Source organism: Mycobacterium sp. PDNC021 (genome assembly GCF_048282635.1).
In the GTDB taxonomy this organism is placed as follows: Bacteria; Actinomycetota; Actinomycetes; order Mycobacteriales; family Mycobacteriaceae; genus Mycobacterium; species Mycobacterium llatzerense.
The window spans coordinates 5283875-5305144 of the sequence record NZ_CP182502.1 but is presented as its reverse complement, the minus strand read 5'-3'; the positions used below and the strand labels follow the sequence as shown (position 1 = coordinate 5305144).

27 protein-coding genes and 1 pseudogene are annotated in these 21270 nt (G+C 67.0%); 14 read left to right on the top strand and 14 right to left on the bottom strand.

Annotated elements, in window-relative coordinates; translation table 11 throughout:
- Nucleotides 1-11 precede the first annotated feature (11 nt).
- Genes ACNO8X_RS25290 through ACNO8X_RS25280 form a run of 3 tightly spaced genes read right to left on the bottom strand, consistent with a single transcriptional unit; the run spans nucleotide 12 to nucleotide 2665 of the window.
- On the bottom strand, nucleotides 12-1256 hold the full coding sequence (locus tag ACNO8X_RS25290; RefSeq protein ID WP_418003222.1) for a uracil-xanthine permease family protein: 1245 nt from the start codon (nucleotides 1254-1256) through the stop codon (nucleotides 12-14).
- Between the two features lie 42 nt (nucleotides 1257-1298).
- The gene (locus ACNO8X_RS25285) at nucleotides 1299-2075 is read right to left on the bottom strand and encodes a class I SAM-dependent methyltransferase (RefSeq protein WP_418006031.1); all 777 of its coding nucleotides are present in this window, start codon (nucleotides 2073-2075) and stop codon (nucleotides 1299-1301) included.
- Nucleotides 2076-2131: 56 nt separating this feature from the next.
- Entirely contained in the window at nucleotides 2132-2665 is a 534-nt protein-coding gene (locus ACNO8X_RS25280; RefSeq protein ID WP_418003221.1) for a DUF1697 domain-containing protein, read from the bottom strand.
- Nucleotides 2666-2719: 54 nt separating this feature from the next.
- Here ACNO8X_RS25280 and ACNO8X_RS25275 point away from each other — a divergent pair, with 54 nt between their 5' ends.
- Together ACNO8X_RS25275 and ACNO8X_RS25270 are read left to right on the top strand one after the other, a co-directional pair.
- Nucleotides 2720-3163 (top strand): PPOX class F420-dependent oxidoreductase, encoded by a 444-nt coding sequence (locus tag ACNO8X_RS25275; RefSeq protein WP_043395606.1) that lies wholly within the window; start codon nucleotides 2720-2722, stop codon nucleotides 3161-3163.
- An 18-nt stretch (nucleotides 3164-3181) separates the two neighbouring features.
- Nucleotides 3182-3370, top strand: a complete 189-nt coding sequence (locus tag ACNO8X_RS25270) for a DUF5302 domain-containing protein (protein ID WP_418003220.1) — start codon at nucleotides 3182-3184, stop codon at nucleotides 3368-3370.
- Nucleotides 3371-3448: 78 nt separating this feature from the next.
- Here the strand turns inward: ACNO8X_RS25270 and ACNO8X_RS25265 are convergent, their stop codons facing one another.
- The 3 genes from ACNO8X_RS25265 to ACNO8X_RS25255 are packed head-to-tail and all read right to left on the bottom strand — an operon-like array spanning nucleotide 3449 to nucleotide 6535.
- Nucleotides 3449-4732 (bottom strand): acyltransferase family protein, encoded by a 1284-nt coding sequence (locus ACNO8X_RS25265; protein ID WP_418003219.1) that lies wholly within the window; start codon nucleotides 4730-4732, stop codon nucleotides 3449-3451.
- A 44-nt stretch (nucleotides 4733-4776) separates the two neighbouring features.
- A complete protein-coding gene (locus ACNO8X_RS25260) occupies nucleotides 4777-5997 on the bottom strand; it encodes an MFS transporter (protein WP_418003218.1) in 1221 nt (406 codons plus the stop codon).
- A gap of 7 nt (nucleotides 5998-6004) precedes the next feature.
- Nucleotides 6005-6535 (bottom strand): helix-turn-helix domain-containing protein, encoded by a 531-nt coding sequence (locus ACNO8X_RS25255; protein ID WP_418003217.1) that lies wholly within the window; start codon nucleotides 6533-6535, stop codon nucleotides 6005-6007.
- 100 nt (nucleotides 6536-6635) lie between these two features.
- On the opposite strand from ACNO8X_RS25255, the gene ACNO8X_RS25250 reads away from it, so the two are divergent.
- Together ACNO8X_RS25250 and ACNO8X_RS25245 are read left to right on the top strand one after the other, a co-directional pair.
- A complete protein-coding gene (locus ACNO8X_RS25250; RefSeq protein ID WP_418003216.1) occupies nucleotides 6636-7421 on the top strand; it encodes an aldolase in 786 nt (261 codons plus the stop codon).
- A 24-nt stretch (nucleotides 7422-7445) separates the two neighbouring features.
- Nucleotides 7446-8325, top strand: a pseudogene (locus ACNO8X_RS25245) (dihydrodipicolinate synthase family protein).
- Between the two features lie 6 nt (nucleotides 8326-8331).
- Here ACNO8X_RS25245 and ACNO8X_RS25240 read toward each other — a convergent pair.
- Complete coding sequence (locus ACNO8X_RS25240) at nucleotides 8332-8628, bottom strand: hypothetical protein (RefSeq protein ID WP_043395587.1); 297 nt, start codon at nucleotides 8626-8628, stop codon at nucleotides 8332-8334.
- Between the two features lie 119 nt (nucleotides 8629-8747).
- Here ACNO8X_RS25240 and ACNO8X_RS25235 point away from each other — a divergent pair, with 119 nt between their 5' ends.
- The gene (locus ACNO8X_RS25235) at nucleotides 8748-9326 is read left to right on the top strand and encodes an HhH-GPD-type base excision DNA repair protein (RefSeq protein ID WP_043395583.1); all 579 of its coding nucleotides are present in this window, start codon (nucleotides 8748-8750) and stop codon (nucleotides 9324-9326) included.
- Between the two features lie 71 nt (nucleotides 9327-9397).
- On the opposite strand, the gene ACNO8X_RS25230 is transcribed toward ACNO8X_RS25235, so the two are convergent.
- Nucleotides 9398-10060: a nitroreductase family protein gene (locus ACNO8X_RS25230; protein ID WP_418003215.1), complete on the bottom strand. Its 663-nt coding sequence runs from the start codon at nucleotides 10058-10060 to the stop codon at nucleotides 9398-9400.
- Nucleotides 10061-10235: 175 nt separating this feature from the next.
- Between ACNO8X_RS25230 and ACNO8X_RS25225 the strand changes: the two genes are divergently transcribed.
- From ACNO8X_RS25225 to ACNO8X_RS25205, 5 genes are all read left to right on the top strand, one after another.
- Nucleotides 10236-10856, top strand: coding sequence for a hypothetical protein (locus ACNO8X_RS25225; protein ID WP_418003214.1), 621 nt, complete (start codon nucleotides 10236-10238; stop codon nucleotides 10854-10856).
- Between the two features lie 41 nt (nucleotides 10857-10897).
- Nucleotides 10898-11047, top strand: a complete 150-nt coding sequence (locus ACNO8X_RS25220; protein ID WP_418003213.1) for a DUF1059 domain-containing protein — start codon at nucleotides 10898-10900, stop codon at nucleotides 11045-11047.
- Nucleotides 11048-11218: 171 nt separating this feature from the next.
- Nucleotides 11219-11656, top strand: coding sequence for a MarR family winged helix-turn-helix transcriptional regulator (locus ACNO8X_RS25215; RefSeq protein ID WP_418006030.1), 438 nt, complete (start codon nucleotides 11219-11221; stop codon nucleotides 11654-11656).
- Nucleotides 11657-11685: 29 nt separating this feature from the next.
- On the top strand, nucleotides 11686-12048 hold the full coding sequence (locus tag ACNO8X_RS25210; protein WP_418003212.1) for a nuclear transport factor 2 family protein: 363 nt from the start codon (nucleotides 11686-11688) through the stop codon (nucleotides 12046-12048).
- Between the two features lie 62 nt (nucleotides 12049-12110).
- Nucleotides 12111-12851, top strand: a complete 741-nt coding sequence (locus tag ACNO8X_RS25205; protein WP_418003211.1) for an SDR family NAD(P)-dependent oxidoreductase — start codon at nucleotides 12111-12113, stop codon at nucleotides 12849-12851.
- Between the two features lie 68 nt (nucleotides 12852-12919).
- Here the strand turns inward: ACNO8X_RS25205 and ACNO8X_RS25200 are convergent, their stop codons facing one another.
- Both ACNO8X_RS25200 and ACNO8X_RS25195 read right to left on the bottom strand, forming a co-directional pair.
- Nucleotides 12920-13966 carry a hypothetical protein gene (locus ACNO8X_RS25200; RefSeq protein ID WP_418003210.1) on the bottom strand — a complete coding sequence of 349 codons (1047 nt, stop codon included), beginning with the start codon at nucleotides 13964-13966 and terminating at the stop codon, nucleotides 12920-12922.
- A gap of 43 nt (nucleotides 13967-14009) precedes the next feature.
- Nucleotides 14010-14828, bottom strand: coding sequence for a hypothetical protein (locus ACNO8X_RS25195; protein WP_418003209.1), 819 nt, complete (start codon nucleotides 14826-14828; stop codon nucleotides 14010-14012).
- A 183-nt stretch (nucleotides 14829-15011) separates the two neighbouring features.
- On the opposite strand from ACNO8X_RS25195, the gene ACNO8X_RS25190 reads away from it, so the two are divergent.
- Nucleotides 15012-16145, top strand: coding sequence for a mannosyltransferase (locus ACNO8X_RS25190; protein WP_418003208.1), 1134 nt, complete (start codon nucleotides 15012-15014; stop codon nucleotides 16143-16145).
- Here ACNO8X_RS25190 and ACNO8X_RS25185 read toward each other — a convergent pair.
- Nucleotides 16126-16401, bottom strand: a complete 276-nt coding sequence (locus ACNO8X_RS25185) for a 4a-hydroxytetrahydrobiopterin dehydratase (RefSeq protein ID WP_418003207.1) — start codon at nucleotides 16399-16401, stop codon at nucleotides 16126-16128. The genes ACNO8X_RS25190 and ACNO8X_RS25185 overlap by 20 nt on opposite strands.
- Nucleotides 16402-16545: 144 nt before the next feature.
- Here ACNO8X_RS25185 and ACNO8X_RS25180 point away from each other — a divergent pair, with 144 nt between their 5' ends.
- Together ACNO8X_RS25180 and ACNO8X_RS25175 are read left to right on the top strand one after the other, a co-directional pair.
- Nucleotides 16546-17400, top strand: coding sequence for a DUF559 domain-containing protein (locus tag ACNO8X_RS25180; protein WP_418003206.1), 855 nt, complete (start codon nucleotides 16546-16548; stop codon nucleotides 17398-17400).
- Nucleotides 17401-17463: 63 nt separating this feature from the next.
- Nucleotides 17464-17862 carry a (deoxy)nucleoside triphosphate pyrophosphohydrolase gene (locus ACNO8X_RS25175; RefSeq protein WP_418003205.1) on the top strand — a complete coding sequence of 133 codons (399 nt, stop codon included), beginning with the start codon at nucleotides 17464-17466 and terminating at the stop codon, nucleotides 17860-17862.
- Here the strand turns inward: ACNO8X_RS25175 and ACNO8X_RS25170 are convergent.
- Both ACNO8X_RS25170 and ACNO8X_RS25165 read right to left on the bottom strand, forming a co-directional pair.
- Nucleotides 17856-18128, bottom strand: a complete 273-nt coding sequence (locus tag ACNO8X_RS25170) for a hypothetical protein (protein ID WP_418003204.1) — start codon at nucleotides 18126-18128, stop codon at nucleotides 17856-17858. The two genes, ACNO8X_RS25175 and ACNO8X_RS25170, sit on opposite strands and share 7 nt — an antisense overlap.
- Before the next feature lie 93 nt (nucleotides 18129-18221).
- On the bottom strand, nucleotides 18222-18389 hold the full coding sequence (locus ACNO8X_RS25165) for a hypothetical protein (protein WP_110767632.1): 168 nt from the start codon (nucleotides 18387-18389) through the stop codon (nucleotides 18222-18224).
- Between the two features lie 68 nt (nucleotides 18390-18457).
- Between ACNO8X_RS25165 and typA the strand changes: the two genes are divergently transcribed.
- Nucleotides 18458-20362: a translational GTPase TypA gene (gene typA / locus ACNO8X_RS25160; RefSeq protein WP_043395565.1), complete on the top strand. Its 1905-nt coding sequence runs from the start codon at nucleotides 18458-18460 to the stop codon at nucleotides 20360-20362.
- 52 nt (nucleotides 20363-20414) lie between these two features.
- On the opposite strand, the gene ACNO8X_RS25155 is transcribed toward typA, so the two are convergent.
- Nucleotides 20415-21269: a hypothetical protein gene (locus tag ACNO8X_RS25155; RefSeq protein ID WP_418003203.1), complete on the bottom strand. Its 855-nt coding sequence runs from the start codon at nucleotides 21267-21269 to the stop codon at nucleotides 20415-20417.
- Between the last annotated feature and the right edge of the window lies 1 nt (nucleotide 21270).

Sequence of the window (21270 nt, the reverse complement as noted above, 5' to 3'; positions counted from 1 at the left end):
CGGCGGCAAGGTCAGTGCGCGCCGCGGACGGCGGCCAGCCCGCGCATGGCGTGGTAGATCACCAGCGCCGCAATGGAACCCAGCGCGATACCGGTGAACGTCAATGGTCCGGCCTGCCAGGTGAAATCGGCGATGCCGATGATGAGCGGGATGGCGGCGGTCATCTGGTTGATCGGCTGGGAGAAATCCACGTGGTTGGTCAGCCAGATCCGCACCCCGAGGATGCCGACCAGACCGTAGAGCACGATCGTCGCGCCGCCCAGCACGCCCGGCGGAATGGCGGAGATGGCGGCACCGACCTTGGGACACAACGACAGTACGACGGCCACCACGGCGGCGACCCAATACGCCGCGGTGGAGTAGATGCGCGTTGCGGCCATCACCCCGATGTTCTCGGCATAGGTGGTGGTGGCCGATCCACCGCCCGCTCCGGCCAGCACGGTGGCGACTCCGTCGGCCGCCAGCGCCCGTCCCATCAGCGGATCCAGATCGCGGCCGGTCATCTGGCCTACTGATTTCACGTGCCCGATGTTCTCGGCGATCAGCGCGATGACTGCCGGCAGGAACATCGGCAGGACCGCCAGACTGAATGACGGACCGTGGAATTCGGGCAGCCCGATCCACGGGGCGGCAGCGATGGCCGCGGTGTCGACCTCGCCGAGGGCCAGCGCCAGCAGATAGCCGATGACCACGGCGAGGAAGATGGCCAGCCGGCCGACGATGCCGCGGAAGAACGCCAGCGTCGCGACCAGCAGGACCAGCGTCACCAGGCCGACCAGCGGTCCCTTCTCGAAATTGTGCTTCGCCGCCGGGGCCAGGTTGAACCCGATGAGGGCGACGATCGCACCGGTGACCACCGGCGGCAGCGTGACATCCAGCCAGTGCGTGCCGACCAGATGCACGACCCCGCCGACGAGGATCAGCAGCACACCCACGGCGATCAAACCGCCCAGCGCGCTACCGGTTCCGTGCGACGCGACCGCGGCGGTCACCGGCGCGATCACCGAGAAGCTGGATCCGAGATAACTCGGCAGCCGGTTTCCGGTGATCAGCAGGAACAGAATTGTGCCGACGCCGGAGAACAACAGCGTGGTGGCCGGCGGGAAACCGGTCAGCACCGGCACCAGGAAGGTGGCGCCGAACATCGCCACCACATGCTGTGCGCCGATACCGATGGTGCGGGGCCAGCTGAGCCGTTCGTCGGGCGCGACGACAGCGGCGTCCGGTCCTACCGGCTTCCATGAGAGCGCAACCATCCGGTCATATTGCCCGATGGGGTGCGTCTTCGCGCGGGAGTGCTAGCCGAATTCGAGCAGGGTCATGGCGGGCCGGACCGCGTCGAACAACGAGGGGAGTCGCTGCGCCGTCCACATCATGGCGTTGAGTATTGCGCTGCGGCTGGCGGGTAGTTCGACGTCATGCACTGCGCGCACACCCGGGATGGTGTCGACCAATCGCGCGGCTTGGCTTGCCGACAGGGTGAACGGCATGGGCGGCACCCGGTAGCGCAAGGAGGTCCGCATCCCGCGTCCGACCAATCCGGCGAACAGGGCGGGCGGTGAATCGAACATCAGCCGTCCGCCCGGGAACCGTTTGGCGCACTCGGCGATCAGCCCCAATGACTCTTCGGGCTGCAGGTACATCAGCAGGCCTTCGGCCGTGATGAAGACGCCCTCGGAGGTGTCGACCTGGTCCATCCAGCTGTAGTCCAACGCCGACTGTGCGCACACCGAAACCCGGTCCGAGGGCGGCAACAGCTTGCTGCGGACCTCGATCATCGGCGGTAGATCGACTGTCAGCCAATGGAATTGCGGATCGGGCTCAGCCGCGGAGAGTCGGTAGAAGCTGGTCTGAAAGCCTTCGGCCAGCGCCACCACGGTGGCCTTCGGGTGGTCGCGCAGATAGTCGCGGGTGGCGCGGTCGAACGCCAACGCGCGCAGCGCCATGTCGGGACGGCTCGAATAACCGAACTTGGCGAAATCGAAGTCGATACGGTCCACCAACTCGACCGCCACCGGATCGTCGATGATGCCGTCGGGTCGGCGGGCTTCGCTGGCCCGGACCTGGAGGGTCATCAGTGCCGTCTCGGATACGCCGGTCAGTGCGCTGCCGTCGATCTTCGGGGTTGAACTCACGGTTTCGAACCTACCGAAGCCAGCACTTTCTCGACGGTCCGCAGATTGCGGGTGGTGGTGGACGACTTGTAGCGCTTCTTGCCCATGGTTTTGCTGATCGCACTATTCAGGGTGTCGCCGCGGGCCACCTGCCAGTACAGGACGCCGCGCCCGCGACTGATCAGTTCGTCGCCGACCGGGTCAAGCGCCGCGAGCTCGTCCAGCACGTCCGGGTCGCTGACGAACGTCACGTACGAATGGTGGCCGTCGACCTCGCGCTCGAATGGGTAGTCCGCCGAGATGGCCTTGAGTTCGTCCATCGGATACACCAGCACCCAGGCGTCGTACCCGAATGATTCGCGCAGTGCCGCTTCGGCTTTCGTGCGAACTCCAGCTGCCTTCGCGGAACTGGACAGCACCACGTTGCCACTCGCCAGCAGCGTCTTCACGTCATCGAAGCCGGCCTGTCGGAAGGTGGCCGCGACGTCGGCCATCTTCAGATTGACCCCGCCGACGTTTACGCCGCGCAGAAACACCGCGTAGCGCGTCATCCGAACTCCGTCATGACGCCCAATGGTAGGCAGTTGCACCGTACGCTGGGTGCCATGACCCGTCAGGTCTTCGAAGACAAGCTGCTGGCGCTGATCAGCGACAATTCGCTGGGCGTGCTGGCCACCATCAAACGCGACGGTCGACCGCAGTTGTCGAACGTGTCCTATTACTTCGACCCACGGGCCGTCACCATCGGGGTGTCGATCACCGAGCCCCGGGCCAAGACCCGCAACCTGCGGCGGGACGCCCGGGCATCGATCTACGTGCGATCCGACGACGGCTGGGCGTATGCGGTCGCCGAGGGGGACGCGGTGCTGAGTCCGCCGGCCGCGGCGCCTGACGACGACACCGTCGAGGGCCTGATTACCTTGTACCGCAATATTTCCGGTGAGCATCCGGACTGGGACGACTATCGGCGGGCGATGGTCGCCGACCGTCGGGTGCTGCTCACCATGCCGATAACCCACCTGTACGGGCTGCCTCCGGGCGTGCGCTGAACGCGCTACGCTGCGTGTATGGCCGAGAACTCCGACGAAGGTTCAACATCGCCCGACGAGACCAAGCGGAAGTTTCGCGAAGCGCTCGAGCGTAAGAAGGCCGGTTCCGCCGGCGCCGCCGCAAACCAGGATCGTGGGGCCAAGCAATCCAAGTCGCACGGCGCCGTTGGTGGTGGCCGCCGGGAGTTCCGCCGCAAGAGCGGCTAGCGTCTTTTCGCGAGCAGACATAAAGCTGTCCCTTTTCCCACGAAAAGGGACAGCTTTATGTCTGGTCACGGAGATCAACTAATCCCGGGCCAGCAGCCGGGCCCCGGCGAGCGCCGCCAGCATCACCGAAACACATTGCAGGCCGGTGTCTTTCAGGCCCCAGCCGACTGACGCTAGCGTGGCGGCACCGGCAATGACCAACAGGGTGCCGACGGCCGCGCTGCGCCAACCGGTTTCAGAGACCCGGCCGCCATCCCACAGCGGCAGGGGGTTGTTCTCCAGCGGGCGCAGCAGCAGGAACAGTCCGGCGACCAGCACCGCCATGAGCGCCACCTGGTAGACGCTCAGCACCAGGAAGTGCGGCTGGCCGGGGTAGCGGGGCAGCCCCGCCAGATCGAAGGCCAGATGCATCCCGAGCAGGGCGGGCATGTGCCACAGGTAGAGCGTCATGGCGCCGGTGTTGCCGATCACCGCGAGGCGCCACACCTGCGGCCGCGCGGCCCAGCGGCTGATGGCCGGGGCGGCGGCAATGGCGAACGCGCACATCATGATTGCGTGACCGGCGAGCAGCAGCGACGGCGGCGTCATGTTCTTGATGTGCTGGGTCTCGATGCCGACCAGGCTCAGCTCGTAGGGTCCGACCCAGACCATCGCGACGTTGACCGCCAGCATGGCCAGGCCGACGCGCAGGGCGGCTGCGGTGGTCAGCAGTCCGCGGCGGTACGCGACGCCGAACATGCCGGGGATCAGCCACACCACGAAATTCACATAGCCCAGCGCGGACCAGGCGTGGTCGTTGATGCGGATGGCATCGACCAAGGCGACCAGAGCGTAGGTGCCGGCGACCGACGCGACAAGCTGACTCAGGGTGGTGATCCGCACCAGCAGCGGCACCGCGGCCAACACCATCACGTAGGCACCCAGAAACCACAGCAGCTGGATGCTGATGCCGGCGATGGGTTCGTAGACGTGGATCGGCAGCAGCGGCTTGAGGATCAGCAGCGCCGCGGCCCAGAACGCCAGGTAGTAGAACACCGGTCGGTACAGCCGGGTGCAGCGCTTGAGCAGCCAGCCGCCCCAGGTCATCCCGCTTCGGTACGACGCGGCCGAGGCTGCGACACCGGCGAAGAAGAACAGCGGCATGATCTGGAAAATCCAGGTCAGGGCCTGGAACACCACCGACGTGGTGAGCAGGTTGCCCCAGCGGAACACGTCGTGGTCGATGATGCTCGTCGCCATGATGGTGTGACCGGCGACGACGCCGATCAACGAGACGATGCGAATGACGTCGATGGCGCGGTCACGGTCGGCCGGCGTGCGCTGCGCGATCTCGGCAGCAGAAGGAAAGACGCGGGTGGTCATGCCTCCGAACGTAAGGCCCGCACCCCTAGGTATTGCTACTCAAATTACGCTGACCTGCGGCGTTCCTGCCACAGGACAGCGGCCAGGCAGACGGCCGCCAGGACAGCGATGACGACGGCGAAGCTGACCCCGGCCGCCTGCAGGCCCCAACGCTGGGCGGCGAACCCGAGGCTGACGACCGGCAGCGAGATGGCCACGTAGGCCACCACAAAGTAGGTCGAACTGACTTCGGCGCGACGCTCGGTCGGGGTGCCTTCGACGACGGCGGCCAGGCCGCGACTGAAGCTGATGCCCTGCCCGACGCCGGCCACCACGGCCGCGGCCAGCAGCCCCACCAGCGACGAAAACTGCAGTGCCACAGCAAGAATCACCATGCCCGCGACCAGGATCGCGCAGCCCAGCGCGACGGCCCGCGGGGGATGGAGGCGTCGGCCGGCCAGCTGAGCGGCGGCCGAGGCGCCGAAGATCGACGCTGCCACGGCGCCGCCGACAGCATGGTTGTCGATGCCGATGACACTGCTGACGAAGGACGGCGCCACCGCGGTGAACAGGCCCATCACCGCGAAGCCCGCGAAGGCGGCGGTGGCTGCGAGGACGAACGTCGCCCGGACCTCGGCGGGCACCGACAGCCGCTGAAAACCGAGTTGCCCGGTGCGGCTCGAGGTCTCCGGGACCAGCCAGACCGCCACGATGGCCAGCACGGCCAACACGATGTGCACGAGGAACGGCAGCTGCAACGGGTGCGGCAGATACTGCACAAGCAGACCGGCCACGACGGGTCCGGCGCCGAGTCCGCCGATGTTGGCGATGGTGGCACCGGCCGCGGCCTGCTCCCGGCGGGCCTCGGGCACGGACTCGACGACCGCGGCCGTCGCCGTGCCGGTGAAGATGCCCGCCGACAACCCGGACAACAACCTGCCCACCAGCAGCAACGGCACGCTGTTGGCGTAGAGGAAGACGACGGCGCTCGCGATGGCGGCGAGCGCCCCCGCGATCAGCACCGGGCGTCGCCCGACGGCGTCGGACCAGCGGCCGAACAACAGCAGCGCGGCCAGCACACCGATGGCGTACGCCGAGAAGATGACCGTCGTCGTCAGGACCGCGAAGTGCAGCTCGTGCGCGTAGAGGGCGTAGATCGGTGTCGGCAGCGTGGTGCCCAACATGATGGCGGCGAAGGCATAGGCCAGCAGCGGAAAGCCAAGGCGCGAGGTCACGGTTCGAGTTTGGAGCACGGGTAGGGCAACGCGGGCGGGACGCGCTGGCATTCCTCGGTCAGCGGACTGTGCGGGGTGGCGCCGGCGAGGTCACCACGACCACGACGGCGGTGTCGTCGCCGACCTGGCGGAGCTTGTGCTGCGTGGCGGCGTCGAAATAGGCGCTGTCGCCCGTTGCCAGTTCCACGAGACGACCGTCGTAGTTGAGTTCGATTGTCCCCGAGTGGACGAACACGAACTCCTGACCGGGATGCGTCGGGTGGGCATGGGCGGCGAACTGGCGGCCGGGCCGCACCACGAACGGCGACATGGCCTTGCCCAACATCCCTGACGCGATCGCGTGATTGCGGGCGGTGCCGCGGTCGGCAGCGCGTTCGACGGTGAACGTGCTGACTTCCGGATCGTCGGAAAAGAGTTGTGCCACATCGACATCGAGTGTTCGGGAGATCTTGAGCGCGGCGGCGATCGACGGCACGCTCTGGCCGCGCTCTACCTTGGACAGGTAGCTCTTGGTCAGCCCGGTGCCGGTTGCCAGCTCTTCCAGCGTCATCCCGCGTTGCTGGCGCACCGCACGCAACAAGCCACTCACGGAAGTGAGGATATCCCATTGACTGCATGACACATTGTGTCCTATGGTCGGCAATGTGTCATTGAGGTGCGGCCACGCACCAAAGCTGAGGGGAGTTCCGATGACCGACACGATGCACGACTCCAAGGGCGAACTGATGCAGCGCGCCGAAGATGGACTGAACCGCCACATTGCGGAGTCCAACCTGACCGTCCGCGAGAAGCTGGCACTGACCTGCCGGGCGCTGTTCGACGCGGGACACGACTCGGGCCTGGCTGGGCAGATCACCGCCCGCGCCGAAGAACCGGGCACCTACTACACCCAGCGGCTCGGCCTGGGCTTCGACGAGATCACCGCGGGCAACCTGCTGCTCGTCGACGAGGACCTCAACGTCCTCGACGGCGGCGGAATGGCCAACCCCGCCAACCGTTTTCACTCCTGGATCTACCGAGCCCGGCCGGACGTGAACTGCATCGTGCACACGCACCCGTTCCACGTCGCGGCGCTGTCGATGCTCGAAGTTCCGCTGATCGTCTCGCAGATGGACATCGCGCCGTTGTACGACGACTGCGCCTTCCTGGCGGACTGGCCCGGCGTACCGGTGGGCAACGAGGAAGGCGAGATCATCTCCGGCGCACTGGGGGACAAGAAGGCAATCCTGCTGGCCCACCACGGTCAGGTGGTCGCCGGGGCCAGCGTCGAGGAAGCCTGCTCGCTGGCCATGCTCATCGAACGCGGGGCCAAGCTCCAGCTGGCCGCCATGGCCGCCGGCACCATCGCCTCGCTGCCCGACCGGCTCGCCCGTGAAGCCCACGACTGGACGCTGACGCCCAAGCGCAGCGTCGCCAACTTCGCCTACTACGCACGGCGTGCCCTGGTGCGCCACGCCGACGCCCTCGACAACTGACGAACCCAGAATGGACACGACCTCATGACCGATATCCACGGCATCATCGCCTACCCCATCACCCCGTTCACCGCTGACGGCGCCGACGTCGACACCGCCACGTTGGCGGCCGTCGTCGAGCAACTGGTCAGCACCGGCGCGCATGCCATCGCCCCGTTGGGCAGCACCGGCGAGTCGGCGTACCTCACCGAGGACGAGTTCGACGCCGTCGTCGACGCCACCGTCGGCACCGTCGACGGCCGGGTCCCCGTCATCGTCGGAGCGTCAGATTCTGACCACCGCCAACACCATTCGGCGCGCGCGGTACGCGCAGCAGGCCGGCGCCGACGCCGTGATGGTGCTGCCGATCTCGTATTGGAAGCTGGGCGAGCGGGAGATTTTCCAGCACTACGCCAGCATCTCGGCCGCCGTCGACCTGCCGATCATGGTGTACAACAACCCCGCGACCAGTGGCATCGACATGCAACCCGAACTGCTGGTGCGGATGTTCAACGACATCGACAACGTCCGCATGGTCAAGGAGTCCACCGGCGACCTCACTCGGATGCTGCGGATCAAGGAGCTCTCCGGCGGCACGCTGCCGTTCTACAACGGCAGTAACCCGCTGGTGCTCGACGCCCTACTGGCCGGCGCGTCCGGATGGTGCACCGCCGCACCGAATCTGCGTCCGCAGCCGTGCCTCGATCTGTACGACGCGGTGCGGCGCGGTGATCGTGCTCGCGCGCAGGAGATCTACGACGATCTCGCGCCGCTGCTGCGCTTCATCGTCGCGGGTGGACTGCCGACGACCGTCAAAGCCGGACTGGATCTGTTGGGGCGCAATGCCGGGGCTCCGCGTCCACCGCTGTTGCCGCTCGACGAGGCCGGCCGTGCCGAACTCAAGGGCCTGCTCGCCGAGGCGTGAGTGCGCCTACTCGACCGGGCAGGCGTACTTTCTGGCGACGTCCATCACCCGCTGCTGGGCGCCGGGGCCGATGACACCCTGCGCGGCCAGTTCCAGATTGATGTAGCCGGGGAGGCCGCCGATGCACGCCTGGTGCGCCACGCGCCACGCGGTATCCGGATTCAGGTTGTAGCCGTTGCGCTCGAGGCCCTGCATGTATTGGTCGAACTGCGGCGTGCCCTGGTCCGGTATGGCGCTGGCCGCGCCGGCCAAGGCAATGGCGGCAGCGATCGCTGCGATAAGAGCCGCGACTGCACGTCTCATGTCCGTCCCCCTACAGGCATGTGAACCGGTTACCGGCCTACACGTTCGCACATCGCACTGACGCAGAAACTCTGAACCGTCGTAATCGGTTGCGGCTACCGGGGTCCTAAACTGGCGTGATGTCGAAGCTGCAGCTGGTTCAGGAGCCGTCCGCCGACGCACTGCTCGAGTCCAACCCGTTCGCGTTGTTGGTCGGAATGCTTCTTGATCAACAGATTCCAATGGAAGTGGCGTTCGCGGGGCCGAAGAAGCTCGAAGACCGCCTCGGTGGGCTGGAGGCCGGCGTCGTTGCCGACTACAACCCCGACAAATTCGCCGAACTGTTCGCGCAAACCCCTGCGGTGCACCGGTTTCCGGGATCCATGGCCAAGCGGGTGCAAGCGCTGTCGCAGGTGATCGTCGACGAGTACGACGGCAACGCCGCCTCGCTGTGGACCACCGGCGACCCCGACGGAAAAGAGGTGCTGCGCCGGCTCAAGGCGCTGCCCGGGTTTGGTGAGCAGAAGGCCAAAATCTTCCTGGCGCTGCTGGGCAAGCAGTACGGCGTCACTCCCGAGGGCTGGCGTACCGCGGCCGGCGACTACGGCAAGCAGGGCACGCACATGTCCGTCGCCGACGTCGTCGACAAGGGCTCACTGGACCAGGTCCGCGCCTACAAGAAGCAGATGAAAGCGGCGGCCAAAGCGGCCAAGGCCTGAGCGTTGACTCCGCGCTCACGGTGACTTTTGTCGAGTAGCTGACGCCGTAGGCGCAGGATCAACGCCAGGTTCTAGAGCGCGGGCCCGTCGAACCGGTCCCGGGTGGTGAACTCCGACACCGGACGGCGGGTCAGCTTCGTCACCTGCTTGACCGGCTTGCCCAGTGGCAGCATGCACGCCACCGCGTAGTTGTCCGGGATGCCGAGCAGTTCGCGCACTGCGGGTTCCTGCGCCACCACCATGGTCGTCAGCACGCCGCCGAAGCCCTCGTTGCGGGCGGCGAGCAGAATGCCCCAGACGAACGGGTAGATCGAGGCTCCGCTGATCACGCCGATGCGATCCAGGTGCTGATCGAATGCCGCGGCCACGCCCAGGTCCAGACACACCACGAGCACGACCTCGGCACCCAGCAGGGTGCCGGTGACCATGCCGTCGGGAACCGGAGTGGCCTCGACGACGGCGGGGTCAACGCCGCAGGGCCGCAACGGGTTCCAGGGGCCTTCGCCGGCGGCGATCTGTGCGACGTACTGCCTGGCGCCGGGCTTGGAGAGCTCGCCCAGTTTCTTGCGCGTCTCGACGTCCCGCACCGCGATCACCCGCGCGCCCTGCCGATTGCCGCCACTGGGGGCGAAGCGGGCGTTGTCGAGGATGCGCATCAGCACCTCGTCGGACAGGGGCTCGCCGCTGAACTTACGGACGGCCCCCGTCGTGCGCATGACGTCGTAAATCTCCATGCGCACCATCATGCGGATCGAAAGGTGTTCGGTGTGGCCGAAACACGCCACTCGTCGATACCGGGCTGCCGGGTGAATAAATAGTTATCTTCGTCAATAAACCCACGCGCCCAGGCGGCCCGGCGTAGAAGTTGAGTCACTGCAAATGTTGACGACGCTAGGGAAGGACCACTCCATGAAGCTCGCGCAGACCACAACTGTGGGCTTGTTCGCCGCGGCACTGCTGGTGGGCACGACCGTGGCCGGCTGCGGTGGTGACGAGAAGGAAACCACGTCCTCGTCGTCCTCGTCATCGAGCGCCACCTCGGCCACCTCGACAACGACGAGTGCGCCCGCGAGCCCGGCTGCGCAGGGCGCCGACTACAGCAATCTGCTGCTCAAGCCCGCTGATGTCGACCCGAGCTTCACCGCGAGTGATCCCGTACGAAACCCCAACGGCCAGCCCGGCATCGGGCAGACGCTGACCAACGCCGCCAAGGGGGAGGTCCTGCTGTTCGCCATCTTCGTCGACGAGAGCCCGGCCGGCGCGGTGCAGGCGTTGCAAGGTTTCAAGACTTCGCTCGCCAAGGAGGTCACCGGGGAACCGCAGCCCGCTGACGTCGGCGACGGCGGCTTCATCGCCACCGGGACCAACCCTGACGGCTCGAAGGCCGTGACAGAGGTGTACTTCACCCAGGGCAAGGCGCTGGTCAACCTCGAGTTCGAGAGCGCGCCGAACGATCCGGTGCCGCCGGAGAGCGCGTTGGCGATTGCCAAGATGCAGGACGCCCAGATCAAGAACAATTTGCCCGCCTAGTTTTCGTGGCAGGCAACGCCGCATGTGGAAAAGTGACGGGCATGGCTAAGACACACTTGAATTGTCCCTGCGGCGAGGCGATTTCCGGCAACGACGAGGACGATCTGGTCGAGAAGGCGCAGACCCATCTCGCCGAGCAGCACCCCGGTCGTGAATACGACCGCGAGATGATTTTGTTCATGGCTTACTGAGCCAACAAAACAGCGAGCGTGGCTGCCGTCGGGGGCGGTCACGCTCGCTGTTGCATAGGTGGCGATGGCTCGACCGGCATACTGACGGGCGTGACGCCGAGGAAGGTGCAGGCCGCAACGCCCGAGCGGGGCTGGCTCACGCCGAAACAGCAGCGCGCCTGGGTTGCCTACATGCGCGTGCAGCTGCGGATGAGCTACGAGATGAACCGGCAGCTGCAGGCGGACTCCGGGCTGTCCCTGGCCGACTACGACGTGTTGGTGGCGCTCAGCGACGACGACGATGCGGGCCTGCGTGTCAGCGACCTTGCCGCGCGGATCGGCTGGGAACGCAGCCGGCTCTCGCATCAACTGCGGCGGATGGAAGAACGTGGCTTGACCGAGCGCCGGCCGAGCGCCGAGGACGGCCGCACCACCAACGTTGTGCTCACTGCGAGCGGGCGGCGGGCGATCGTCGAGGCGGCACCCGGGCACGTCGATCTGGTCCGTGGTCTGTTCTTCGACTCCCTGCCGGAGAACCTGCTCGGGCCGTTCACTGCCGCGTTGGAGCACATCCACGTCAACCTCCAACACCACAGCTCGCTCCCGCCCAATCAAGCTAGATTTAGGTGATTCATCACCTAAATTTAAGGAGTGGGTCAGTGAACGACGTCATCAACCGCTTGATGGAAGCCAATCTACTGGCCGTGTTCGATGAACGCGACCCGCAGCGCCGTGCCGCCGCGATCGCCGAGACCTACTCGGAAGATGTGCAGTGGATCGACGATGAAGGCACTGTCATCGGCCACGAACAGCTGAACATCAAAACCGCTGAACTGCAGGAAAAGCTGACAGGTCTGCATTTTTCTAAAGCCGGTCCGGTCCGCCGAACTCGCGGCCTAGGATTTCTCGCGTGGGAGCTCTCGACTCCTGATGGCGTCACGGTGGCATCGGGTTTCGACGTCGCTGAGATCGTCGATAACCGCATCGCGCGATTGTGGACGGTGTTGAACCCTGAGGAATAGGTGATACATCACCTAAGTTGATACCGACGGAAGAGCAATTCGCATAGAAACGGAGCCCGATCATGGGACAGCTCGACGGCAAGACAGCACTGGTCACCGGAGGAACGTCGGGTATCGGCCTGGCGACCGCGAAGCGCCTGGCCGATGAGGGTGCCTACGTCTTCATCACCGGACGTGATCGCGCTCGGCTCGACGAGGCGGCCGCATCCATCGGTGCGCACGGTGTGCAGAGCGACATTAGCAAGCCCGAGGAACTCGACACGCTGGCCGCGGAAATCGCCAAGCACGGCAAGGGGCTAGATGTCGTCTTCGCCAATGCCGGCGGCGGCGACTTCGCCACCCTCGCCGATGTGACACCGCAGCACTACCGCGACAACTTCGACCGCAATGTGGCCGGCACGGTGTTCACCGTGCAGAAGACGCTGCCGCTGCTCAATGAAGGCGCTTCGATTGTGCTGGCCGGCTCCACGGCCGCCTCCGAAGGGATCCCGGCCTTCGGGCTGTACGCCGCGTCCAAGGCCGCCATCCGGTCCCTGGGCCGGACCTGGGCTGCCGAGCTGGCCGACCGCAAGATCCGGGTCAACACCATCGTGCCGGGCCCTATCGAAACTCCGGGGTTGACGGGCCTGGCGCCAGCCGAGCAGAAGCAGGACCTCTTGGACGGTTTCGCCGATCAGGTGCCGATGAAGCGGCTGGGCCGTCCTGACGAAATCGCTGCCGCCGTGCTGTTCTTGGCCTCGGATCAGAGCAGCTTCATGACGGGCGCGGAGTTGGCTGTCGACGGTGGCCAGATTCAGCTCTAGTGCAACAAACGAGAGGACGCCCCGGGACTGGTGATCCCGGGGCGTCTTCTCGTCACGTCAGATGCTGGTTACGGCACCACCGACGAACCGATGGTGGGCATGAACTGGCACTGCTTCTCGGTCGTCGTCACCTGACCGAAGATCGTCGACATGATGCTGCCCGAGCCGGTGTCGACGATGGCGGTCAGCGTCGTCGGCCCCTGCGGGTTGATGTCCGCCTGCGGCTTGAGAGTCGCGCTGCCCGACTTGCCGGTGGTCAGGTTGACCCAGGTGACGTTCAGCGGCAGCTTCTGCTCGGCCGCCGGGCCGGGCGTGCCGACCGCGGTGAACACGTAGGCAGTCTGGCCGGGGCCGGGGCCCGGGGTCGGAATCTTTGCGGGGCCGGCCACGGTGATGGCCGTCCCGAGGACGTTGCCGCCGTCGGCCTGGCAGCCGTTGCTGATCGACGGGTACATGAAGTCCTGCGTGATCGGCGTGCCCGGTCCGAAAGCACCGGCCGGAGCCGGCGCCGCTGCGGGTGCAGGTGCGGCTTCGGGAGCCGGGACCGTCGCCGCGGCCTGGGTGACCGGGGCGGACGCCGGAGCAGCTTCAGGAGCAGGAGCCGGCGCGGGGGCCGGAGCCGGAGCCGCGGCAGGTGCCGGTGCGGCTTCGGGGGCCGGAGCCGGAGCCGCGGCAGGTGCCGGTGCGGCTTCGGGGGCCGGCGCCGGAGCAGCTTCAGCCACCGGGCCGACGGCGTGCACCGGGTCGACGCCGGCAGGCAGGTGGGCCTCGACGCCCGGCACCGCGCCGGGGGCCGGCACGTGCGGGGCTTCCGGTGCGGCCGCGAACTGGTTCACGGCGTTGGCCAGATTCTTCGAATCCGACGGTGCGGCCTGGCTGCCGGCGAACGCCCGGGCTGCTGCCATGAGCAGCTCCGCGGCGCCCGCCGGATCAGCGGCGGCCTGCTGGATCACCGGGGCGAGAGTCTGCATGGCCGGCAGGCCAGGAGCCTGAAGGCCATCGATGGGCAGCGGCAACGGCAGTGGCGACGTCGGATCAGCGTGAGCGACGGTGGCCGCGCTGATCGTGAGTGCGACGGATGCGCCAAGCGCGATGAACAGCTTCCTCGATTGCATGTCTCTCCCCGGTTTCGTATCGGTTATCTGGTTACGGTGCGGATCACGGCAAGCCGGAGGTGATGACCGGCGCGAGGCTGGTCAGGCTCATGATCCCCGGCACGACGCCCGGGATGGCCTGCGCCGCGGGTGCGGCAGCCGCCACGGCGGCGGGTGCGGTGGCTAGCGGAGACGCGACGGCCGGAGCAGCAGCCAACGGTGCGGTCAACGGAGCGGCAGCCAACGGCGCGGCGAGCGGAGCCGTAGCGGCGGCCAGCGGAGCTGCGGCAGCAGGAGCAGCCGCGGCGAGCGGAGCAGCCAACGGTGCCGCTGCGGCCGCGAGCGGTGCGGTGGCGGCGGCCAGCGGTGAGGTGGCGGTCGTCGCAGCGGCAACCGGAGCGGCAACAGCCGGCTGCGGCAGCAGGTTCGCCAGCGGCATGCCGGCCGGCAGCAGCGAGGTCAGGTCACCCGGGAAGGCGATCTGCTTCGGCAGCGGCACCGGCGAGCCCGGAATCTGCGGCAGGTTGATGTTGGCCGACGGGATGATGCCCTGGGCCGGGGCGGCAGCTGCGGGTGCAGCGGCTGCCGGAGCGGTGGCGGCGGGGACCAGGTTCTGCGGCAGGGTCACCGACGCGGTGGCGGCGGGAGCGGCCGGAGCGGCGGCCGGCGCGCCGGACGTCAGGGCCTGCGTGACCCCCGACAGCGCCTGGACCGGAGCCTGGGCGAGTTCATTCACCAGCGGCGTGCCGGGCACGACGGGTGCTGGGGCCGCGGGGGCCGGGTCGGCGGCGGCGACAGCGCTCAGCGCGATCGCCACCGGGACTGCGCCGGCGGCGGCAATCATGCTGGTGGCCAACAGTTTTCCAGTGGTGCGGTTGCGCATGTGAGGGGTCCTCCCGGTACAGGTGTGGCGCGTCAGTACCGAAGGTATGCCGTTACTGGTGTTACTCAAGTGACACGTGTGGCATTTATAGATCCGTTACTGACCCGAAGGCGAAGGGAGACCGACCGTTACAGTCGTGCGATAAACACCGCCACGCGATCAGTCCTGCGCTGGGCGCCACTGATGCTGGCGCTCAGCGTCGCTGCGCGCTTCGCCTGGACCTACCTCGTGCCCAACGGGGCCAACTTCGTCGACCTCCACGTCTACGTCGGCGGCGCGGCGACGCTCGGCAGCGGTCACCCGCTGTACGACTACGTCTACGCCGACCAGACGCCGGACTTCCCGCTGCCGTTCACCTATCCGCCGTTCGCCGCCGTGCTGTTCTATCCGCTGCACTTCGTGCCGTTCGATTTGCTGGCGTTCTGCTGGCAACTGGGGATCATCGGCGCGCTGTACGGCGTGGTGTGGATCAGCTTGCGGCTCATCGGGTTAGGCGATCCCGCGCACCGGCTGGCCATGGCGTGGACGGCCGTCGGCATCTGGACCGAGCCGCTGCGCAGCACCTTCGACTACGGGCAGATCAACGTCATCCTCGTGCTGGGCGCGCTCTATGCGGTCTACAGCACCCGCTGGTGGTGGTCCGGTCTGCTGGTCGGCGTGGCGGCCGGAGTGAAGCTGACGCCCGCGGTGACGGGCCTGTACTTCGTGGGCGTCCGGCGTTGGGGTGTGGCGGTGTTCGCGGCCGTGACGTTCGCCGGCACCGTGCTGGTGTCATGGTTGGTGCTGCGCGATCAGGCGCTCTACTACTTCACCGATCTACTGGGCGACGCCAATCGCATCGGCCCCGTCGCGACGTCGTTCAACCAGTCCTGGCGCGGCGCGATCTCGCGAATCGTCGGGCACGACGCGGGTTTCGAGCCGGCCGTGGTGATCGCGGTGGCGCTCACGGCCATACTCGCCGTGTTCGCCTGGCGCGCCGTCTACGGACCCGACCGGCCCGATCGACTGGGTGCGCTGCTGGTGGTGCAGTTGTTCGGGCTGCTCTTCTCGCCGATCTCGTGGACCCACCACTGGGTGTGGCTGATCCCGCTGATGATGTGGCTGTGGCACGGGCCGTTCGCGGCGCTGGCCAGTGCGCGGGCGTTGCGCTGGACCTGGCTGGTGCTGCTACTCGTCGGGGTGCCGTGGCTACTGAGCTTCGCGCAGCCGACGATCTGGGTGATCAGCCGCCCGTGGTACCTGGCGTGGGCGGGGCTGATCTATCCGGTGATGACGCTGGTGACGCTGGCGTGGATGGCTAGACGACGAGTCCGTTGATGTCCTCGGCCATCGCCACGTCCTTGTCTGTGATGCCGCCCTCTGAATGCGTGACCAGAACGAAAGTGACCGTCCGCCAACGGATGTCGATGTCGGGGTGATGGTCCTTGGCTTCGGCGTGGATCGCCACCCGACGCACGGCGTCGATGCCGTCGAGGAACGCCGGGAACTTCACGGACCTGCGTAGTGCGCCGTCGGCTCGTTCCCAGCCCTCGGGCAGCGCGGCGTCTACTTGTTCATCGGTGAGGACGGCCATGGCCCCATTGTTGCGGCGAGCGTGGGGGATTACGAGGAATTCCTGCCGAATTTTCACGTAAACCCCCACGCTCGATGTCATGACCTGTGGATAACCTCGCGCAGCGGCGCTGAACTGTCGGATCTCCAGCCGAGGGTGAGCACCATGGACCCACTTATCCTCGGTTCGCAGGCATTACGCGCCGGACTTCTCACCGAGCACCAGCTGCGGACCCGCTATCGCATGGTCTATCGCAACGTGTACCTGGCAAAGGGCGTCGCCATGACGGCAGAGCTCAAGGCACGTGCCGGTTGGCTGTTCGCAGGTCCGGATGCGGTGTTGGCCGGGGTGTCTGCGGCTGCGGTGCACGGCACGAAGTGGCTCGACGCGGACGCACCCGCGGTCGTCGTACGCCCTGATCGTCACCGGCCGAAGGGCCTGGCGGCGTACTCGTATGCCCTTGCACCACAGGATATTTGCCTGCGGCAAGGCATGCGCGTCACCACTGCCGCCCGCACCGCCTTCGACCTCGCGCGACTGCTGCCGCATCCACGAGCCGTGCCGCTGGTGGATGCGCTGATGAATGCGACCGACCTGAAAGTCATCGACGTCGAGTCGTTGATCGAGGCTAATCCGGGCGTCCGTGGAGTACGGCAAGCACAGTCTGCGCTGGCGCTGGTCGATGGTGGGGCGGAGTCGCCGCAGGAATCCAGGTTGCGGTTGGCACTGGTGGCCGGCGGGCTTCCGGCGCCGGAGACGCAGATCCGGTTCTATGACGAATATGGCGAGGCCTTCATCCGTGCCGACATGGGCTGGCGTCAGTGGAAAGTGGCCGTCGAATACGACGGGGTGCAGCACTGGAATGACGGCCGCCAGCGTGCGTGGGACATCGAGCGCATCGCGATCTTGGAAGCCTTGGGGTGGGTCGTCGTCAGGGTCAGCGCTGCGATGTTGCGAGATCCCGAAAAGTTGGTGGCGAGGGTACGCGCGAAGTTGAGGGCCGCGGGTTGCCCGGTGTGACCCGTCGAGCGTGGGGGTTTACGAGGAATTCCTGCCGAATTTTCGCGCAAACCCGCACGCTCGATGCCAAGTAGCCTGTTCGACGTGATCGTCGTCGCGGGCGCCCTCATCGCCGACGCCAAACTGTTGGTCGCTCAGCGCAATCGGCCGCCGGAACTGGCCGGCCTCTGGGAGCTGCCCGGTGGGAAGGTGGCGCCGGGAGAGACAGATGAGCAGGCGCTGGCCCGCGAACTCCAGGAAGAACTCGGCGTCGAGGTGACTGTCGGGAAGAAGCTGGGCGAGGACGTGCCGTTGTCCGACACCGTCACGTTGCGGGCGTACCGGGTGTCGACCAACGACGCGCCCCACGCCCACGATCATCACGCCGTGCGCTGGGTGGGCACCGACGAACTCGACGAGCTGCCCTGGGTGCCCGCGGACCGGGCGTGGCTCTCAGAACTGAAGGTCGCGCTGGCTCAGTAGTGCAGCTTGTCGCCGACGACGCGCGTCGACGCCATCGCGCTGCCGTGCTGCGCGGTGTAGAGCGGGTGCAGCAGCGCCGGGTACTTGCAATGCGGGCAGTCGGTCTTCGGCTTGTTCACCGTGGAGAACGCCAAATGGTGACACGCAGCACACCTCACCACGAAGAATCCGCCTGCCCAATTGGCCAAACCGGCGAATATCGCGGCCGTTGCGCCGAGTGCCAGAACGAATCCGACGACACCGGTCAGCACTTCGTAGATTGTCATGACGACGACCTCCTCGCGCTCGTTCCCTGGAACTGACGAGACGCTTCCACGGTACGCGCGATGCCAATAAAGAGGCAGGTCAATCGCTATATATCAAGCCTTGCGGGCGCGCTTGTAAACCTTCTCGAGGTCCTTGCCGTGGATCCCGTGGTGCGCCGCTTTCTGGACCTTGTGCAGCACCAGCGGACACCGCTTGCACCGGGGCTTGCTGCGGCAGCACTTCTTCTTCGGTTTAGCCCCGGCTAGCTTGCTGGCCTTCATCGACTAGCAGTTTTGCCAGGCCGCCCGCAGTTTCGCAAACCGACCCCCTCGCTGCGACAATCTCTGACGTGAGTGAGCAGCCCAAATTCCGCAATGTTGCCATCGTCGCGCACGTCGACCACGGCAAGACGACGCTCGTCGACGCCATGCTGCGGCAGTCCGGTGCCCTGACGCACCGCGGCGACGACGCTGTCGAGCGACTGATGGACTCCGGTGACCTGGAGAAGGAAAAGGGCATCACGATCCTGGCCAAGAACACCGCGGTGCACCGGCACCACGCGGACGGGACCATGACGGTGATCAACGTCATCGACACCCCGGGCCACGCCGACTTCGGTGGTGAGGTCGAGCGCGGCCTGTCCATGGTCGACGGTGTCGTGCTGCTGGTCGACGCCTCCGAAGGCCCGCTGCCCCAGACCCGTTTCGTGCTGCGCAAGGCGCTGGCCGCCCACCTTCCGGTGCTGCTGGTGGTCAACAAGACCGACCGGCCTGACGCCCGCATCGCCGAGGTCGTCGAAGAGAGCCACGACCTGCTGCTCGACGTCGCGTCCGACCTGGACGAGGAAGCCCAGGCGGCCGCCGAGAAGGCACTGGACCTGCCGACGCTGTACGCGTCGGGCCGGGCCGGTATCGCCTCGACCACGCAGCCCGCCAACGGCGAAAACCCCGACGGCGAGAACCTCGATCCGCTGTTCGACGTGCTGCTCGAGCACATCCCGCCGCCAGCCGGCAACCCCGAAGCCCCGCTGCAGGCGCTGGTCACCAACCTCGACGCGTCGGCCTTCCTGGGTCGTCTGGCGCTGGTCCGTATCTACAACGGCAAGATCAAGAAGGGCCAGCAGGTGGCCTGGATGCGCGAGGTCGACGGCCATCCGGTGATCACCAACGCCAAGATCACCGAGCTGCTGGTCACCGAGGGCGTGGAACGCACCGCGACAGCGGAGGCCGTCGCCGGCGACATCGTGGCCGTCGCGGGCATGCCGGAGATCATGATCGGCGACACCCTGGCCGACGTGGACCATGCGCATGCGCTGCCCCGCATCACCGTTGACGAGCCCGCCATCTCGGTGACCATCGGCACCAACAGCTCGCCGCTGGCGGGCAAGGTCTCCGGTCACAAGCTGACGGCGCGAATGGTCAAGTCCCGCTTGGATTCCGAGCTGGTCGGCAACGTGTCCATCAAGGTCGTCGACATCGGCCGCCCGGATGCCTGGGAGGTCCAGGGCCGTGGTGAGCTGGCGCTGGCCGTGCTGGTCGAGCAGATGCGCCGCGAAGGCTTTGAGATGACCGTCGGCAAGCCGCAGGTGGTCACCCGCCAGGTGGACGGCAAGCTGCACGAGCCGTTCGAGGCCATGACCATCGACTGTCCCGAGGAGTTCGTCGGCGCCATCACTCAGCTGATGGCCGCCCGCAAGGGCCGCATGGAAGAGATGACCAACCACGCTGCCGGGTGGGTCCGCATGGACTTCATCGTGCCGTCGCGTGGCCTGATCGGCTTCCGCACCGACTTCCTGACCCTGACCCGCGGCACCGGCATCGCCAACGCCGTGTTCGACGGCTACCGCCCGTGGGCCGGCGAGATCCGCGCCCGGCACACCGGCTCGCTGGTCTCCGACCGCACCGGCTCGGTGACCCCGTTCGCCATGATCCAGCTGGCCGACCGCGGTCAGTTCTTCGTCGAGCCCGGCCAGGACACCTACGAGGGCCAGGTCGTGGGCATCAACCCGCGCGCCGAGGACCTGGACATCAACGTCACCCGCGAAAAGAAGCTGACGAACATGCGCAGCTCGACCGCAGACGTGATGGAGACGCTGGCGCGGCCGCTGGAGCTCGGCCTGGAGCAGGCCATGGAGTTCTGCGCCGAGGACGAGTGCGTCGAGGTCACCCCTGAGATCGTGCGCGTGCGCAAGGTCGAGCTGACTGCCAGCCTGCGGGCGCGGGCCAAGTCCCGCGAGAAGGCTCGCAACAACTAACGAACGACGCTCAACGGCCAGCTAGTACACGCAATTCACGAAAAAGCGTGCGCTAACTGGCCGTTCGGCGTTCGAGCCAGGCCACGCCGTCCTGGGCTGCTTTGATCAGCGCACCGCGTTCACCGAAGTACGTCGAGACGGCGCCGACCCACGGCAGCGCACTCAAACGCTGCCACCACTTCGTCGGCTGCGGCCGCTTGGCGATCTCGTCGAACGTCGCGCGCAGGATCCCGGCCAGCTGCCACACGGTCCGCACGACGACCACCGGCATCGACGACGTGATGGCCTCCAGTGGCTTCCAGCCCGGCGGCGGTGCTTCGGGCAGCGGCGCGGGCTCCTGTGCCGGCACGTCGAAGTCCTCCGGCAGCTGCCGCCCGCACAGCACCTCGGCCAGCAGGCGCACCTGCTCACGTTGATCGGTGACGCCGTATTCGCGGGCCACCGCGCACAGCACGATGGCGTCGTTGACGAAGCCGGCCAATTCGCTCACCGGCAGCACCCGGGCCAGCCAGCCGAAGGCCCCCGGCGTGGCCACCAGCAGCGTGTTCAAGGCGCCGACGCGGTGCACCCACCAGTGGATGCGCTCGTCGCGGCTCATGCGGTTCCACGCGGCGGTGCCGGGGAGGTCGGCGGCGTTCATCAGCTGCGCGCCGACGTTCAGGGCACCGTCGGCGGTGCTGCGGCCGCGGCCGGCCTCCCGGCGACGACGCCACAGCCGCAGCCGCCGCACCCGGTCGCTCAGTCCGCGGGGCGGACGCAGCAACCGGTGCGTGCGTTTGCGCAGCCCGATGGGATCGGCCTGCGACAGCACATTGAGCAGCGGGTTGATGACCGCGACCGCACGGCTCAGGGCATCGGCGACGTCGGCATCGGAAAGCGGGGTGTACGGCTTCGGTAGCAGGCCCATA